We start from the raw sequence: 12,512 nt of genomic DNA on the forward strand, positions 1-12,512 counted from the left end.
ACTCATCCACCCCCGCCGGACGCCGGGCAGTCCGGAATCGCCGGACGGTTCGACTTGCACTCGGCCCGCCGCCCGTTCAGCCGGTTCAGCTCGGCCTCCGCCGCCGCGAGCCCGGGGTAGGCGCGCTTCCCCTGCTTCACCGCGGTGGCGTCGCTCTCCGGCAGGTCGCTCAGCGGGATCTCGCTGTTCTTCACCTTGGCCTGCTGGCAGTCCTGCTGGCCGCGGCCCTTGACGATGACCACCTTGCCGCCCTCGTCGGTGAGCACGTACTTGCAGACCATCTTCCGCAGCTCCTCGACACCGGCCGGGCCGTTCACCGAGTAGGTGTCCTTCACCTGCTGCTGCTTGTCCTGCGGAAGATCCGCCACCATGATCGGCGGATTGGGCTGGTCCTTGGCGTCGGCCTTCCGGGACAGGTCGAACCCGGGCACCTTCTGCGTCGTGCCGCGGAACAGCACGACCTGGCCGCCCTCCTGGCCGATGTAGTAGCCGCCCTTGACGTTCTGCAGCGCCACGAACCCGACCGCGGCCACCCCGACCACCACCAGCCCCGCCGCGCCGATCAGCCACGCCCACCTGCGGGCCCCGCCGCGCGGGCGGCCCGCCGGAGGCGGCGCCATCGGCCCGGCCTGCGGCGGAGCGGACCGCGGCTCGCCCATCGGCATCGGCGCCGGAGCCGGGGCGGGCATCTCGTCCACCACCACCGGCGGCTGCGGCATCGTGTCGCGCAACTGCGCCGCGCGCCCCGCCGGCGTGTCGGGCGTCGTCGGCGGAGGCGGACCGGGATTGCCCGGATTACCGGGGGCCTCCGGCGGGCGGGCGTTCGCCGCCGCGCCCACCGCGTGCCCGGGACCCGCCGCCGGCGGCGCCTGCCCCAGGTCCACCACGTCCGCGACCACGCAGGTGATGTTGTCCGGGCCGCCGCCGCGGTTCGCCAGATCGATCAGCTGCCGGACGGCCTGCTCGGGATCGTCCACATCGGTCAGCACCTGGAAGATCGTCTCGGCCGTCACCACACCGGACAGGCCGTCCGAGCACAGCAGGTAGCGGTCGCCGACCTTCGCCTCTCGCAGCGACAGGTCCGGATCGACCTCGCCGCGCCCGTCCAGCGCCCGCAGCAGCAGCGACCGCTGCGGATGCGAGGCCGCCTCGTCCGGGCTGATCCGCCCCTCGTCCACCAGCGACTGCACCAGCGTGTGGTCGTGGGTGATCTGGAACAGGCTGCCGTCCCGCAGCAGGTACGCCCGGGAATCGCCGATGTGCACCAGCGCGACCTGGTTGCCCGCCCACAGCATCGCCGTCAGCGTCGTGCCCATGCCCTGCAGCGCCGGATCCGACTCCACGATCCGGTGCAGGTTGTCGTTGGCCGCCTTGACCGTGTGCTCCAGCGCGGCCAGCAGCTCCGGCGCGGGCAGGTCCTTGTCCAGCTTCCGCAGCTCCGAGATCGCCGCCGCGCTGGCGATCTCGCCGCCGACATGGCCGCCCATCCCGTCGGCCACCGCGAGCAGGTGCGCCCCCGCGTACGCCGAGTCCTCGTTGCCCTCGCGCAGCATGCCGACGTCGGAGCGCGCGGCGTAGCGGATTCCCAGAGTCATTTGCGAAGCTCGATCACGGTCTTACCGATACGGACCGGCACCCCCGGAGGCACCGGCATGGGGCGGGACACCTTGGTACGACCCAGAAACGTCCCGTTGGTCGAGCCGAGATCTTCCACGATCCACTGACCGTCCTGCGCGAAAAGTCGGGCATGCCGGGTCGAAGCGTAGTCGTCTGTCACGACGAGCGTGGAGTCATTCGCCCGCCCGACCGTGATGGGGGCCCCCGTGAGGTCGATGACGGTCCCCGTGCGCTCGCCCTGGACCACCACCAGCTTGGTCGGGACGTTGCGCTGCGGCGTCCGCTGCGCCTTGGGCTGTTTCGCCGCCTTCGCGGGACGCGGCCGGGCCGCCCGCTCGGCGGCCTTCGAACTGAACATGTCAGCCCTGATCACGCCGACGGCCGCGATGACGAAGAGCCAGAGCACCGCCAGGAACGCCAGCTTGATGAGCGTGAGGGTGAGTGGGGTCATCGGAGTCGGGGTTACTCCCTGTCGCGGCGGAACACGAGTGTCGTCCGGCCCATCGTGACGCGGGAGCCGTCGACGAGCGTGACCCGCCTGATCGGCTGACCGTTCACGAAGGAGCCGTTGGTCGACCCTAGATCGACGAGAGCGATTTCGGGACCTTCTACACGGATCTCGGCATGATGCCGGGATACGCCCGGGTCGACAAGCCGCAGGTCGCAGTCCGTACCGCGGCCGAGCAGCGTGACCGGCGTATTGATCTCATAGGTGCGCTGGGTGGCGTCGCCCCCCTCCACCGCCGTGGTGACCAGCAGCCGCGGATGGCCGCCGAACACCCCGCCCCGCCCCTGCGGGACGTCACTGACCGGTCTGCGGATCTCCCCGCCCTCGACCGTCGAGCCCCGGATCACCCCGGACCGGATACGGAACATGCCCGTGGCCAGATCGCCGGCGTTCTCGAAACGTACACGCACCGGCCCCACGAAGGAGTACCCCTGCTCCTTCGCGTACTCCCGCGCCAAGTTCGCCAGCTCCTGGCTCAGGCTGTCGGCGTACACCTGCAGCCTCTCCCCATCCTGCTGGGAGATCTCGACGACGAAGTCGTTCGGCACCAGGGTCCTCCCCTGTGCCACGATCGCGGCCCGGTCATCCATCTCGCGCTGCACAGCACTGGCCACCTCGACCGGCTGCAGCTCCGACTTGAAGGCCCGGGCGAAGGCTCCTTCGACCATGCCCTCGAGCCGTCGCTCGAAGCGCTGAATGACGCCCACGGGCACCTCCCTTCCCCACTGGTAGACGATCGTATCGGTGCGAAGGTTCGCTCGGAGTATCTGGATACCTAACCACTCCCACGACCGTGCTAGCCTTTTCGAGCACCCCGACAAGGGGACGCTCACCCGGGCGGGTGGCGGAACGGCAGACGCGCACGGTTCAGGTCCGTGTGTCCGCAAGGACGTGAGGGTTCAAATCCCTCCTCGCCCACTCGGAGGATAAGGGGAGTGTGTCCGCGGAAAGCGCGGACCGCTCCTCCTCGTCTTGTTCGCCCAGGGGGGCGACCCCCTGGAACCCCCGGAATGGTGCGGGGTCGCGGCAGAGCGCGGACCGCTCCTCCTCGCCGTGTTCGCCCAGGGGGGCGACCCCCTGGAACCCCCGGAATGGTGCGGGGCTGCGGCAGTTGGTCTTGATCGCATTGTTCGGGGCCGGGGTTGGTCCCTCATTGCATTCGGGGCCTGGGTGGCTTCGGTTTTTGCTTTCCTCCTACTCTCCCTCCTGGTGCGTGTGATCGCCACCCCGTGAGGGGTCGGCCGGTGTCTCGTCCAGGGCCTGGAGAGTGCCTTGGTGGGTGCCTCCGGGCGGGGCGATATGCCCGGTGAGTGTCCAGCTGCCCGGTGGCTCGGCTGTCTTGTGCGGCAGGAGGGGCTGGGCGGCGCTGATCAGTCTTGCGTTCAGAGGCTGTCTGATCCCTGGGCGCAAGGCGGTTGCTCAGGGGGCGGGAGTGACGGTGAAGTTGCCGTGGAACACGTTGTCGGGGTCGTAGATCCGCTTCACCTGCCGCAGCCGCTCCAGCGTCGCGGGTGGGAACGCGCGGGCGAGCATCGCGTCGTGGTCGTGGGTTTCGAAGCTGAGGTAGATGGCATCGTCGCCGACCTCGTCCCATGCCTCTTGCGCTCCCGGGCGCGTGCGCAGCACCGCCGACAGGGCGAACGCGCGGTCGCGGTGGGCGAACGCCGTCTCCTGGACGGGGGTGTCGGCCACGGCACCGCCCATCGAGCGGATCTGCGCGAGCCCGGTGTACCCGTCGTCGAACATCGCGGCCAGCGCCTTGGCGGTGCGGTCGTCAAGGTGCGGGACGAGCGCCGAGCGCGAGTGCAGCTCGCCTGGTCCGGAGCCCTGGCCCCGGTGGGGGTTGTGGGCGCGTGCCATGACCTGGGCGTAGGGGGTGAGGTGGGCCCGCTGGTCCAGGACGGGCGCCAGGTCGAGGAAGGGCTGCAGGGCGGTGACGGCCGCGTCGGTGTCGGCGTCCGCCCACATCGCGAGGGTCTGTGCCACCATCGTGCCGCCCTGGCGGGTGAGGGTGAGGAACGCGGTCAGTTCCCGCGGGCTGCCTTCGACCAGTTCGCCCCAGCGCTGGAGGAAGTCGGCGGTGTCGGCGGCGTCGTGGAGGAAGACGGCGAGGACGACGTCGCCGACCCCGGCAGCCTCGATCTCCAGGGAGGTGACGGCGCCGAGGTTGGCGCCCGCGCCGCGCAGCCCCCACAGCAGGTCCGGGTGGTGGTCGGCGTCGGCCCGTACGGTGCGGCCGTCGGCGAGGACGACGGTGGCGGCCTTCACGTGGTCGATGGTCAGGCCGTAGGAGCGGGCGAGCAGGCCGAGTCCCGCGGTGGTGGCGAGCCCGCCGACGCCGACGTCGCCGTAGTCGCCGGAGCTGATCGCCAGGCCGTGCGGGGCCAGGCGGGCGGCGACGTCGCCCCAGCGGGCGCCGGCCCCGACCCGGACGAGGCGCCGGTCGCGGTCGAGGACCTCGACGGAGTCGAGGGCCGACAGGTCCAGCACGATGCCGCCGTCGTTGGTGGCGCGGCCGCTGAGGCCGTGCCCGCCGCTGCGGACGGCGAGCGGGACGTCCTGCGCGCGGGCGAACGCGAGCGCGTCGGCGACCTGCGCCTCATCGGCGGGCCGCAGGATCAGGCCGGGCGTCCCCTTCCAGATGTAGGTCGAGCGCAGGTCCTCGTACTCCCGGTCGCCGGGCTCGACGGCGCGGGCCGCCAGGGACGGCGGGACCGCGTCGTAGTCGATCCCCGGTTCGCGCAGGGCGAGTGCGGCGGCGGGCCGGACGGCGCCGGTGGGCATGCCGGCGCGGGCGCGTTCGCGGGCGACGGCCTCGCGGACGGCCGGGGCGACCTCTCGGCCGAACGCGGCGATGGCGTCCGGGTCGTCGCTGCCTAGCAGGAAGGTGGAGACGCCGTCCTGGAGGGCGAGCGGCACGAGCCGGTCAACCCATTCCTGTGTGGACAGGCGCTCGCTCGTCAGGATGTTCAGGAGCCGCCGGATCTCGCGCGGGTCGCGTCCGGCCTCGCGGGCGGCCTCGTCGATGATGGCGTTGCTCTCCTTCAGGGTGGGTGTGTCGATGTAGTTGAGTGAGGGCAGCCAGCCGTCGGCGACGGCGCCGACGAGCCGCAGCATTCTGGGTTTGTAGGCGCCGAGCCAGAGCGGGATGTCGTGCGCGGGGGCCGGGCCGCGCTTGGCGCCGTCGACGCGGTGAAACTCGCCGCGGACGCGCAGCGAGGTGCGGTCGCCGGTCTGCCACATTCCGCGGATGATCTCCACCGCCTCGCCCAGGGCGGTCACGGACTGGCCCGGGGTAAGGGCGGGGCCGCCCATCGCGGTGACGGCGTTCAGGAACGCGCCGGCGCCGATGCCGAGTGCGGCCCGTCCGCCGGACAGCAGATCGAGGGAGGCCGCGGCACGGGCCAGGACGGCGGGGTTGCGCAGCGGCAGGTTCAGGACGTTGCCGGAGATCTCGACCCGCGAGGTGCGCGCCGCGACCCAGGTCAGGAGCGTCCAGGTGTCGAGGAAGCCGGGCTGGTAGGGGTGGTCCTGGAAGGTGACGAGGTCGAGGCCGGACTCCTCGGCGAGGACGGCGAGCTCGACGACCTGCTCGGGATCGTGGGCGGTGGGGTTGAGGAAGGCGCCGAATCGAAGATCGTGACCGTAGTGGGACATGGGGTGTGCCTCCGGGACGTGCTGGTCGATGTCCGTCTCAACACCGCGAGCTTTGGATGATATGTCAACCTTTTAGGTGATGTGCATCACTCTGATTGCGGGTGACGTGTCAACCGCCGACTACGCTGGAGGCATGCCGCTGGAACCGGACCACCTCACCCCTGACGAGGGCCTGACCTGGCGGTCACACCTGCGCGTGCACGCCCTGCTGAGCGCCGGCCTCGCTCGCCGCCTCGCCCGCGACAGCGGACTGTCCGGAGCCGACTTCGAGATCCTCGCCGCGCTGGCGACCTCGCCCGACGGGCGCATGACCTCCCTGCGGGTCCGCCGCACGCTGGTCTGGGAGAAGAGCCGCCTGTCCCATCAGGTCCGGCGCATGGAGCAGCGCGGCCTCATCGTCCGCGAACCCAACCCCGACGACGCCCGCAGCTCCCTGCTCGCCCTGACGCCCGCGGGCCGCGCGACGGTCGAGGACGCTTTCGCTCCCTATGCGCAGTACGTCCGCGAGCACTACCTCGACCTGCTGACCCCGGAGGAACGCGACGTCCTCATCAAGGTCTCCGAACGCGTGGTGGCGGGCCTCGGCTCCATCGACGACGCGTGAGATCCCGGCTACGTGCGACGTCCGGCCGTGTCGGCATCGGTGAGCCTGCGGAGGCCGGCATCGGAGGCTGAGCCCGGCACCACGCTGTAGGTGAAGAGCACCTGACCGGGCTCATCCCTGCTGTCGAAACGCTCACTGTGGAGCTCGATCTCGCCGGCGACCGGGTGGCGGTAGCGGCGGCGGCCGCTTCTGCCGACATCCACCTCATGGGCGTCCCAGATACGGCGGAACTCCGCGCTCCCCCCTGCGTCCAGCAGCGCGGCCAAGGCCGGGTCACGCGGATGACGGGCCGCGTTGAGGCGGAGAACGGCGATCGCTTCGCGTGCCGCGAGGTCCCAGTCGGTGCCCCCTGCGACTGGCAGGCGTCGCCGGCCCGTACGCACTGGTGCTCAGCGCCGACGCCTACACCGCCGTGAACGAGACCTCGGACCACGCCACGAGTACATCGCCCGGGGTCCTGGACGGCGACATCGTCTGGGCGCCCGCGATCGAGGGGTCGGCCACCCAGGGCAGTCCGCGGCACCGCTTACCCGGGCCGGGCCTGCATGTCGATCATGGTCACCAGGGTCGAGACGAGTTCCTCGGACGTGGCGTGCCACTTGTCCGCGGAGAGGTGCCCGTTGACCTCCATGTCCGTGATGCCGTGCGCGCTGGTCAACAGCAGCGCGGCGAATCGGCCGGCATGCTGCGCGCCGACCAGATCGCCGACGATGGCGAGGAACTCGTCCTGGGCGCGTTCGGCCGCCCGGGTCGCCGCGTGGATCGCGGCCGGGTCGCCGACCGGGGACGCGAACATCAGCCGGTACAGGTGCGGCTGACGGCGGCCGACCGTCATCAGCGCGGACAGGGCGCGGTGCAGCCTGTCGGTCGGGGGCATCCGCGGATCGGCGCGCACGGCCTCCACCTGATCCGCGAGCCGGTCCAATGCCCCGGCCGCGATGGTGGTCAGCAGGCTGTCCTTGTCGGGGAAGTGCCGGTACGGCGCGCCGCGGCTGACGCCCGCTCGCGCCCCGACGGCGCGCAGCGTCACCGCGTCCGGGCCACCGATGTCCAGCAGCTCGGCGGCCGCATCCAGCAGGGCGCGGCGCGTCGCGGCCGCCGATTCCACGCGACTGACCATGCCGGCCAGCCTACAGTTGACAGTGTCATCTGAGATACCTAGCCTGTTTCAGGTGACAATGTCATCTGAAATCCGGGGACGCGTCGTCGTGACGGGAGCCTCGACCGGGATCGGCGCGGCGTCCGCACGCGAACTGGCTCGCCGGGGGTTCCACGTCATCGCCGGAGTCCGCCGGGAGCGTGACGCCGACGCGCTTCGCGCGGACGGCATCGAGCCGGTCATCCTCGACATCACCGAGCCGGACCACATCGCGCGGCTGGCCGCCCACCTCGGCGATGAGCCGCTGCGGGCGCTGGTGAACAACGCCGCCATCCAGATCAACGCCCCTGTCGAGACCCTGCCGTTGAGCGAGTGGCGCCGGCAGTTCGAGGTCAACCTCTTCGGCCACATCGCCGTCACCCAGGCGCTGCTGCCCGCGCTGCTGCGCCACTCGGGCCGGGTGGTCAACGTCAGCTCGGTCGGCGGGCGGATCGCCATGGCCACGTACGGTCCCTACGCGGGCACGAAGTTCGCCCTCGAAGCGGTCAGCGACTCGCTGCGGCGGGAACTGGCGCCGCTGGGCGTGCAGGTGGTCGTCGTCGAGCCCGGCGCGGTCCGCACGGAGATGGCGGACCGGGTGATCGCCACCGCGGAACGGCTGACCGATGCCATGTCACCGGAACAGCGCGACCGCTACGGAAGGCTGGTCCGGGCGGTCAACGCGCAGTCCGCCGCCCACACCCGAAGGGGCAGGCCCGCCGACGACGCGGCCCGGGTGATCGCGGAGGCCGTGACCACCGGAAGGCCTCGCACCCGCTACACCGTCGGCCGTGACGCGGCCCTGATCACGCGCCTGTCGCGGGTACTGCCCGACCGGCTCCTCGACCGCGTCCTCGCGGCCGGTCTCCGTCCGCACTATCCTTCTCCGTTCTCCTGCGGGTGATCATTAGTCCGTGAGGGGTCGGCCGGTGTTGGCGTCCAGGGCCTTGAGCGTGCCCTTCTGGTCGACGGCGTAGGCGGCGGTGCCCGTGGTGGCCAGCCCCTTGACCTCCATGTCGTCGCGCCAGCGCTCCTTGCCGGTACGGGGGTCGACGGCCGTGAGCCGGTGCACGTCACGGCGCAGGAAGCGGTCGTCCTCGGAGGTGAGGTAGAGGGTCTCGCCCGCCGCGATCACCTCGGTGTCGATCTCCCATTGACGGTGCCAGAGCCGGCGGCCGGTGTTGAGGTCGACGGCCGAGACGGTGTACGCGCCTCGCTGGACCACGTAGGCGGTGGTGCCGTCCCGGTGCATGAATCCGCCGCTCACCCAGGGGAGAGGCAGTCGCCAGCGGCGCTTGCCGCTGGCGGTGTCGAAGGCGTGCACGCCGTCCTCGGCCAGGGCGTACACGGTGGAACCGGTCACGGTCAGGGACGGATGGGGGTCGGTGGTGGAGGTGGACGGGAGGGCGGCCTCCCAGCGCGGGCGTCCCGTCTCGGCGTCCCTGGCGTGCAGGCGGTTCTTCTCGGTGAGGATGTAGACGTTCGTGGCGTCGGAGGTGGCGTTCTGGGTCTCCTCGGTGAAGCGCCAGCTCTTTCCCGAGGCGAGGGCGTAGGAGACCATCCCGGTTTCGTCGGGCACGTTGACCCTGGTCGTGTCGTTGGCGCCGGCCTGGGCGGCACAGTTCGCCTTCGGGAGAACCTTGGTCCAGGTGCGGGCGCCCGTGGACGGGTTGAGAACGGACACCTTGAGGTCCGAGGCGGACGGTTCCTTCAGCACGATCGGGCCGCCCGGGATCAGGTGGCCGCAGTAGCGCTCGGCTGTGGGGACGTGCCAGCGGCGTGTGCCGGTCGTGGCCTGGAGGCCCGACATGGAGCGTGCGCCGCCTGCGATCAGCATGCCGTCGCGGACGGCGGTCACGTACTGGTCGGCCCCGGGCGAGAACCAGCGGCGGCGCCCGGTGCGGGCGTCATAGGCGGCCGTCCCGTCGGAGTGGCTCACGTACACCAGCCCGCCGGCGACGACCGGACTGCTCTGGACGTCATCGACCGACCAGGGGTCGTCCCGCCGCTCCAGGACGATCACGACCAGGGCGGCCGCCAGGACGATCACGCCGGCCAGAGCCGCCCTCGATCTTCGGGTGCGGTGGCGTGTGATCGGTGGTTCCGGTTCTGCGGTGGGGGGCGGCTCTGGTTCTGCGGCGAGGGTTTTCAGGAGAGTGGTGGCGGTGGGGCGGGCTTGGGGGTCTTTGGCCAGGCACGTGCCGATGAGGGTGTGGAGGGCGGGGGAAACGTCGGTCAGGTCGGGGACGGCGTTCGCGACGCGGGCCATGAGGGGGCGTAACGGGCCCGTGCCGAAAGGGGGGCGGCCGGTGGCGGCGAAGTAGAGGACGCCGCCCAGGGAGAAGATGTCGCTGGGCGGGCCGGCGGGGCGGCCGTCGGCCTGTTCGGGGGACATGTAGGCGGGCGTGCCGAGGAGGCCCTGGGTGATCTCGGTGTGGTCGGGGGCGCGGACGATGCCGAAGTCGATCACGCGGGGGCCGTCGGGGGCGCAGAGGATGTTGGACGGCTTCAGGTCGCGGTGGACCAGGCCGGCGGCGTGGATGGCCTCCAGGGCCTCGGCCAGGGCGGCGGCGAGGGCGAGGACGGCGGCGGGAGGGTGCGGGCCCTCGGCGGAGACGACGGCGCCCAGGTCCGGGGCGTCGATGAAGGCGGTGGCCAGCCACGGCGGGTCGGCGTCGGGGTCGGCGTCGATGACCGGGGCGGTGTAGTGGCCGCTGACCGTGCGGGCCGCCTCGATCTCACGGCGGAACCGGCGGCGGAAGCGGGGGTCGTCGCTGATGTGGGCGTGGATCACCTTGACGGCCGCGAGCCTGCCGCCCTGGGAGCGGGCCAGGTAGACCCGGCCCATGCCGCCGGAGCCCAATCGGTTGAGGAGGGTGTAGGTGGAGACGCGGGGTGGGTCGGAGGGGCCCAGCGGTTCCATCTGCTCAGCATGCCTTGGCCGTGGGCGGGAGGCGCGTCCGTTAACGGCCGCCGAAGACGGGGTGACCGACGGCTTACTGATCGGGTATCTGATCGTAATCCTTAAATAGACACTGGTGTCTTACTGTGTTCGCCATGATCCGTCTCGTCCGGATGGGCCTCACCTCCGTCGGGGGCCTGTCCTTCGCCGTTTTCGGCGGCATGGCCTATGACACGTTCACCGCCGAGGAGGCCTATGCGGCGCAACCCGCCAACGCGCCCCCGCCCGCCTGCCAGGACCAGCCCTGGTTCCCACCGGAGTTCTGCGACCCGAATCACTGGATGCCGCCGGTGAAGGCGCCATCACCGCCGCGCAACGAGCAGGGGTCCGCGCGGCCTCCCCGCTCCTCCGAGCCACGATCCTCCGCACCCAAGACGCGCTCGAAGCCGAAGGCCCGCCAGGCGCCGCGATCCTCAGAACGATCGAAGCCCAAGCCGCGCGCGCCCCGGCAGGTCGAGCCGAAGAGTCCGGGGCCCGGCGACAGGCGTCCCGAGGCTCCCGTGTCTCCCGCGCCTGCCATGCCGCCGGAGACCCCGCCCCCGGGGCTCCCCCCGCTTCCCGTCGTGCCCGTGCTCCCGATTCCGGGACGGACGGTCTCGACCACTCCCGGCGAGGGCGACGGGCGGTCGACCACCGCGCCGCGAACCCCCGGCCTCGCGCGTCCCGGTGAGCGAGCGCGGGCCGGCGGAGAACCGCCGCGCCGCCCCCTCCCGCCACGTCCACGGCCCCGGCCGCTGCCTCCGCGCCCGAGCGACGAGCCGCGCTTGAACCGGATACAGCAGACGTACTACTTGACCCAGCTCCGGCTCGCGTCAAGCCCGAGCTTCGTGGGCGGTGACACGACGTTGCACTTCGCAAGGTCACTGCCTTCCCTCGTGACCAGCCCCGGCTTCAGCAGCGGGTGGACGTCCACGACGTTGGCCGCGGAGTTCGCCAAAGAATGGTTGGACACGTACAAGGCCAGCCAGTTCGTGCGTGCCGAACAGCGCGTCGCCAGTGCCCAGCGACAGGTGATCCGAGCGCAGGACATGAGCCCCTGGGCCCGGCAGATGGCGCAGCGCGAGTTGGTCGCGGCCAACCGTGCTCTGGCACAGCAGCGCCAGACTCAGGTCGACAGGACCAGGCTGGGACTGACCGAGGGCTGGCAACGTGTGCAGGCCGCGGAGTCGGCGGCTCAACGCGCCAACGGCCCCGTCGCACGCAGGACGGCCGACCGCCGCCTGACCCGGGCCCGAGTGAACTTCTACCGGTCCGTCGCGGCGGCCGAGGAACTCGACCGGGCCCGGTGGTCCCGGGGTCACGGGTGGCAGTTCGGTGAGGGACAGCGAGGCGGGGTCCGCTTCACCCGGTCCGGGCCGGTTCCCGGCGGTGGCCGAGGCGCGTGGCCCACGCTCGGTGCCGGGGCGGACTCGGCTCGTCCCGGCTCGGCGGCTCCGCGAGCCGGTAACGTCCGGCAGCCCTTCGCCGACACCGGCTGGCGTGGAGTTGCCCGCGGCACCCTCCCCGCCCCCGGCCGTAACGGCACTTCACCGACCGACCAGACCAGGTACGGATGGCGAGGCGACGCACGCCCCGCCCCCGGCCGCACCGGCGCCCGGCCGGCCGGCGACGCCTCGACCGGCTGGCGGGGCAACGCACGCCCCACGCCCGGCCGCGCCCGGCTCCCACAGACCGGTCAGACCACGCCCGGCTGGCAGGGCGACGCGCGCGGCACCACCGGCCGCGCCGGGCTCGCGCCGGACGGCCGGGGCACGCCCGGCTGGGGCGGCGACGCGCGCTCCACGCCCGGCCGCGGCGGCGGCGGGACGGGCGGTGACCCGTCCGGGCCGCGGCCGAGCGGGCCACGGCCGGTGACGCCGGGACCGTCCGGCACGGCGGCCACCCCTCCGCAGGGCACGCAGGACGGCTCCGCCCGCCCGCCGATCGCTCCGAACGGTCCGGGACGTCCGCCGGTCACCACGGACGGTCAGGGACGCCCGCCGGTCGCCCGTAACGGCTTCGGGCGCCCGCCCGCCAGGCCGGACGA

At 72.1% G+C, this 12,512-nt stretch carries 10 protein-coding genes, 1 tRNA gene and 1 pseudogene; 4 read left to right on the top strand and 8 right to left on the bottom strand.

All coding sequences use genetic code 11. The features are described 5' to 3' along the window. Positions 1-2: 2 nt before the first annotated feature. Genes ACZ466_RS20765 through ACZ466_RS20775 form a run of 3 tightly spaced genes read right to left on the bottom strand, consistent with a single transcriptional unit; the run spans position 3 to position 2,832 of the window. On the bottom strand, positions 3-1,595 hold the full coding sequence (locus ACZ466_RS20765; RefSeq protein WP_378286499.1) for a Stp1/IreP family PP2C-type Ser/Thr phosphatase: 1,593 nt from the start codon (positions 1,593-1,595) through the stop codon (positions 3-5). Then, positions 1,592-2,068, bottom strand: a complete 477-nt coding sequence (locus ACZ466_RS20770) for an FHA domain-containing protein FhaB/FipA (RefSeq protein ID WP_378286497.1) — start codon at positions 2,066-2,068, stop codon at positions 1,592-1,594. The genes ACZ466_RS20765 and ACZ466_RS20770 overlap by 4 nt, the downstream gene beginning before the upstream one ends. An 11-nt stretch (positions 2,069-2,079) precedes the next feature. After that, the gene (locus tag ACZ466_RS20775; protein WP_378286495.1) at positions 2,080-2,832 is read right to left on the bottom strand and encodes an FhaA domain-containing protein; all 753 of its coding nucleotides are present in this window, start codon (positions 2,830-2,832) and stop codon (positions 2,080-2,082) included. Positions 2,833-2,960: 128 nt separating this feature from the next. On the opposite strand from ACZ466_RS20775, the gene ACZ466_RS20780 reads away from it, so the two are divergent. Next, a tRNA-Leu gene (locus ACZ466_RS20780) sits at positions 2,961-3,043 on the top strand. Between the two features lie 501 nt (positions 3,044-3,544). Here ACZ466_RS20780 and ACZ466_RS20785 read toward each other — a convergent pair. After that, a complete protein-coding gene (locus ACZ466_RS20785; protein ID WP_378286494.1) occupies positions 3,545-5,782 on the bottom strand; it encodes an LLM class flavin-dependent oxidoreductase in 2,238 nt (745 codons plus the stop codon). 133 nt (positions 5,783-5,915) lie between these two features. Here ACZ466_RS20785 and ACZ466_RS20790 point away from each other — a divergent pair, with 133 nt between their 5' ends. Beyond that, on the top strand, positions 5,916-6,386 hold the full coding sequence (locus ACZ466_RS20790) for a MarR family winged helix-turn-helix transcriptional regulator (protein WP_378286493.1): 471 nt from the start codon (positions 5,916-5,918) through the stop codon (positions 6,384-6,386). A gap of 8 nt (positions 6,387-6,394) precedes the next feature. Here ACZ466_RS20790 and ACZ466_RS20795 read toward each other — a convergent pair whose 3' ends face one another. Beyond that, the gene (locus ACZ466_RS20795; RefSeq protein WP_378286492.1) at positions 6,395-6,769 is read right to left on the bottom strand and encodes an MmyB family transcriptional regulator; all 375 of its coding nucleotides are present in this window, start codon (positions 6,767-6,769) and stop codon (positions 6,395-6,397) included. Between ACZ466_RS20795 and ACZ466_RS20800 the strand changes: the two are divergent. After that, positions 6,709-6,876, top strand: a pseudogene (locus ACZ466_RS20800) (encapsulin); the annotation flags it as partial. The gene ACZ466_RS20795 and the pseudogene ACZ466_RS20800 sit on opposite strands and share 61 nt — an antisense overlap. Before the next feature lie 36 nt (positions 6,877-6,912). Here ACZ466_RS20800 and ACZ466_RS20805 read toward each other — a convergent pair. Next, positions 6,913-7,506 carry a TetR/AcrR family transcriptional regulator gene (locus ACZ466_RS20805; RefSeq protein WP_378286491.1) on the bottom strand — a complete coding sequence of 198 codons (594 nt, stop codon included), beginning with the start codon at positions 7,504-7,506 and terminating at the stop codon, positions 6,913-6,915. Positions 7,507-7,594: 88 nt separating this feature from the next. On the opposite strand from ACZ466_RS20805, the gene ACZ466_RS20810 reads away from it, so the two are divergent. Beyond that, complete coding sequence (locus tag ACZ466_RS20810) at positions 7,595-8,428, top strand: SDR family oxidoreductase (protein ID WP_378286490.1); 834 nt, start codon at positions 7,595-7,597, stop codon at positions 8,426-8,428. 3 nt (positions 8,429-8,431) lie between these two features. On the opposite strand, the gene ACZ466_RS20815 is transcribed toward ACZ466_RS20810, so the two are convergent. Together ACZ466_RS20815 and ACZ466_RS20820 are read right to left on the bottom strand one after the other, a co-directional pair. Next, positions 8,432-10,447 carry a protein kinase domain-containing protein gene (locus ACZ466_RS20815; RefSeq protein WP_378286489.1) on the bottom strand — a complete coding sequence of 672 codons (2,016 nt, stop codon included), beginning with the start codon at positions 10,445-10,447 and terminating at the stop codon, positions 8,432-8,434. Positions 10,448-12,161: 1,714 nt separating this feature from the next. Then, positions 12,162-12,443, bottom strand: coding sequence for a hypothetical protein (locus ACZ466_RS20820; RefSeq protein ID WP_464043907.1), 282 nt, complete (start codon positions 12,441-12,443; stop codon positions 12,162-12,164). Positions 12,444-12,512: the final 69 nt, after the last annotated feature.

The organism is Actinomadura rugatobispora (assembly GCF_055379765.1).

Coding starts and splice junctions, on each gene's coding strand:
- ACZ466_RS20785 (WP_378286494.1), bottom strand. CDS start 5,782: ATGTCCCACTACGGTCACGATCTTCGATTCGGCGCCTTCCTCAACCCC.
- ACZ466_RS20770 (WP_378286497.1), bottom strand. CDS start 2,068: ATGACCCCACTCACCCTCACGCTCATCAAGCTGGCGTTCCTGGCGGTG.
- ACZ466_RS20790 (WP_378286493.1), top strand. CDS start 5,916: ATGCCGCTGGAACCGGACCACCTCACCCCTGACGAGGGCCTGACCTGG.
- ACZ466_RS20765 (WP_378286499.1), bottom strand. CDS start 1,595: ATGACTCTGGGAATCCGCTACGCCGCGCGCTCCGACGTCGGCATGCTG.
- ACZ466_RS20815 (WP_378286489.1), bottom strand. CDS start 10,447: ATGGAACCGCTGGGCCCCTCCGACCCACCCCGCGTCTCCACCTACACC.
- ACZ466_RS20805 (WP_378286491.1), bottom strand. CDS start 7,506: ATGGTCAGTCGCGTGGAATCGGCGGCCGCGACGCGCCGCGCCCTGCTG.